This window comes from Spirulina sp. CS-785/01 (assembly GCF_028330525.1).
Classification (GTDB): domain Bacteria; phylum Cyanobacteriota; class Cyanobacteriia; order Cyanobacteriales; family Spirulinaceae; genus JAQMSD01.
Genome location: NZ_JAQMSD010000095.1, coordinates 1 through 3,126, shown reverse-complemented (window position 1 = coordinate 3,126; position 3,126 = coordinate 1). Strand labels below are relative to the sequence as shown.

At 48.2% G+C, this 3,126-nt stretch carries 1 protein-coding gene and 2 pseudogenes; 1 reads left to right on the top strand and 2 read right to left on the bottom strand.

The annotated features are described in order from the left end of the window. Together PN462_RS23405 and PN462_RS05475 are read right to left on the bottom strand one after the other, a co-directional pair. Positions 1-94: pseudogene (locus PN462_RS23405) on the bottom strand (hypothetical protein); the annotation flags it as partial. Between the two features lie 15 nt (positions 95-109). Continuing rightward, entirely contained in the window at positions 110-2,770 is a 2,661-nt protein-coding gene (locus PN462_RS05475) for a tetratricopeptide repeat protein (RefSeq protein ID WP_272127009.1), read from the bottom strand. A gap of 191 nt (positions 2,771-2,961) precedes the next feature. Here PN462_RS05475 and PN462_RS23400 point away from each other — a divergent pair. Then, positions 2,962-3,126: pseudogene (locus tag PN462_RS23400) on the top strand (RNA-guided endonuclease TnpB family protein); the annotation flags it as partial.

Sequence of the window (3,126 nt, the reverse complement as noted above, 5' to 3'; positions counted from 1 at the left end):
TGCCTAAACCGTTTAAAGAACTGGCTTCCCCCCCTCTGTTGCCTATTTCTCGTTGAATCGTCAGAGATTGCTGGTAATATTCTATCGCCTCGCTGTAGCGTCCTAGGGATTAGTAAGCATTGCCTAAACCGTTTAAAGAACTGGCTTCCCCCCCTCTGTTGCCTATTTCTCGGTGAATAGTCAGAGATTGCTGGAGATATTCTATCGCCTCGGTGCAGCGTCCTAGGGAATCGTAAGCATTGCCTAAATTGTTTAAAGAATTGGCTTCCCCCTCTCTTCTGCCTATTTCTCGTTCAATAGTCAGAGATTGCTGGTGATATTCTATCGCCTCGGTGCAGCGTCCTAGGAAATAGTAAGCATGGCCTAAACCGTTTAAAGAATTGGCTTCCCCCCGTCTGTACCCTATTTCTCGTTCAATAGTCAGAGATTGCTGGTAAACTTCTATCGCCTCGGTGTAGCGTCCTAGGGAATTGTAAGCATAGCCTAACGAAGTCAAAGAGGCAGTATATCGCCAGTCTTGCCGATCTGGGAGATACTTCACCAACTGCTGGTACAGTTCAACCAAGAGTTGATTATTTCCGCGTAAGTTGAGAAACTCATTAACATTATCTGACCAATCCCGAATAACATCAAACGCCGCCACATACTCCCCCAACTCACACCGATGATAAAACACCTCCAAATACTCCTGCACATCCTCCACCGTCTCCCACTCCTCACGAGACTTAAACCGACTCTCATAAAATTCAATGGCCTTTAAATGCGCCCCCCTTAAATCCCCTAACTTATACTGGAGATACTCCCCAATAAACGGCTGAAACGTATAAACCCCCTCCGTCTCCTCCACCAAAAACCCCCGTTTCGCCAACCCCCGCAACTCCTTCTCCTGCACCTCCTCCCCAGACATGGCACTAGCAACCCCCGCATCAAACCCCTGACGCAACACCACCAGCGACAACAACACCCCTTGTAACCTCTCCGCCAAACGGTGAAAACTGGCATCCAACACCGCCACCAACTGCACCGTTTCCCGACGATGATCCCCCGCTAAACTCTCCAAAAACTGCCCAACATCTGCTAACCCTAACTCGTCCAAATGCTCAATTCTCGCCCTCTCTCCCTTCTCATCCCGCAATAACCCGGCCACCAACGTCAAGGTTAAAGGATGCCCATTCACCCGTTCCACAAACCCCTGTAACGCCTCCTCTCTCCCCCCAACCCCCAATACTTGCAAAAGGTGTTGTCCCGCTTCGAGAGACAGTCCCCCCAAGGGTAACTCTTGGGGTTTCCGTTGGCTGAAACGGGGAACATCCTGGGTTGTCACCAGAATTTCCGTCTGATGACACCCCCCCATCCATTGCCGTAGAAAGTCCTGATATCCCTCATCCTGCAAGACAGACTCCAAATTATCCAACACCAGCAAAAACCGTTGTTGGACGAGACAGTGAATGACAACCTGCGTTAACCGTGTCTCCTCAATTTCTTGTAATGCCTCTGATGACAGTCCCCCTAACTTCTGTAAAATACCCCGGACAACCAAGGAATAACTCGGACGTTGCCCCAAGTCCAGCCACAGCTTATCGACAAAATCGGTTCTCTCCTTATATACTTTCGCGGCTAGGGTCGATTTCCCCATCCCCGCAATACCGACAATAACCCCTAATTTAGTCTCCTCATCATCAAGCCAACCGTGAACCGTGGCTAAATCGGCTTCTCTCCCCTGCCAATTCTTCACCGTTGGGGGGTTAACATCCAGAAAGTAAGAAATAGCTTGAACAGTGGGCTTTTGTTCAAAAAACCCCTTGATTTCCTCAAACCCTGTTTTTACCGTTTCCTGTAACGCCTGATGCTGGTCGCTAACATCTTGAAACCCCTGTTCTACCGTATCTTGTAATTTCTCAAGCTGTTGGCTAACCTGCTGTAACTCCTCCTGTAACCAACTCTGTATAATTGCAATTTGTTGCTGAGTAATTTCTAACTCCTGTAAAACCGTCGTAAACCCAGAATTAAATTGTTCGCCCAACTGTTGCCATTGTGCGGTATTCTTGCGGTCTAACCCCTCCTGAAACGCCTGAAACGCCGCTAATTCCTCCTTTACCCCCTCCCTAGAAGGGTTCGCCAACTCCTGCACTGTGCCGAGAATAGACTGTAACAAGTCCAACAACAACCCTGCAAAGGCTTTCCCCCCATTCTCCAAGTCTGCCTTAATCACCTCCCGTAACGCCAACGCAAACTTCTCCCGTAACTGCGTCGCCACCTCCTGCAACACATACTCCTTCAACCATACCCCCGCTTGCGGACAAAGCCACTCTTGCAATAACTCTCGCCAGTCCGCCACCGCTAATACCTGTTGCTCATACCCTTGGGAAAATAGCTCTGAGACTTCCGTTTCTTGCAGGGGATCAAATTTGACCCGTTGGAGGCTTTTCAGGTCTTCTGCGACCTGCTGCCACGCTTTCACGCTACCTTTTGCTAGGGTCTTGAGGTCTTTGCTGGAGTCGGGATAGGTCCCCGCTTCCGCAATAGATTGAATAATCAGGCCAATGGCTAACCCCACTGCTTGGGTTAAGTCGTGGTTGGATAATTGTTCTCGACTCCCTCGCAACCGGGCCGAAATACTGTTCAGGTGTTGGGGGACAATATCATTGGCGATAATGCCTCCCGTTACCGCAGGGATCACGCTTCCTGCGATTCCCCCAAATGCGGTACTGCCTAACAATAAAAGAGTAGAACTCAGGATTCGCCGTTGGGGTTGCGTTATGAAGTCCATAATAGGCCAGAGGGTTGGGGATATATCTTATTATAGGTTTTGGAAAGCGAAAGAAGAAACCCAGTTTAAAAGTGTTTGACCAAAAATACTGGGTTTCAAGCCCCGTCATGCCAACGAAGTGGAGGACGGCTTTTTATTGCCATATTGAATTTAATCTGCTATAGTTTTGATACTAGGATACTTAGTGTCAAATGTTTGTCTTAGAGTACAAGGTTAAACCTAAGCCACAACAAATATCAGCCATCGAAGAAGCAATTCGGACAAGTAAGTTTGTTTGTGCGAAATAAAGTTCTTCGTTTTTGGATGGATAATCGAGGTGTAGGCAAAACTGAACTCTTTAGATACAACACAGCATT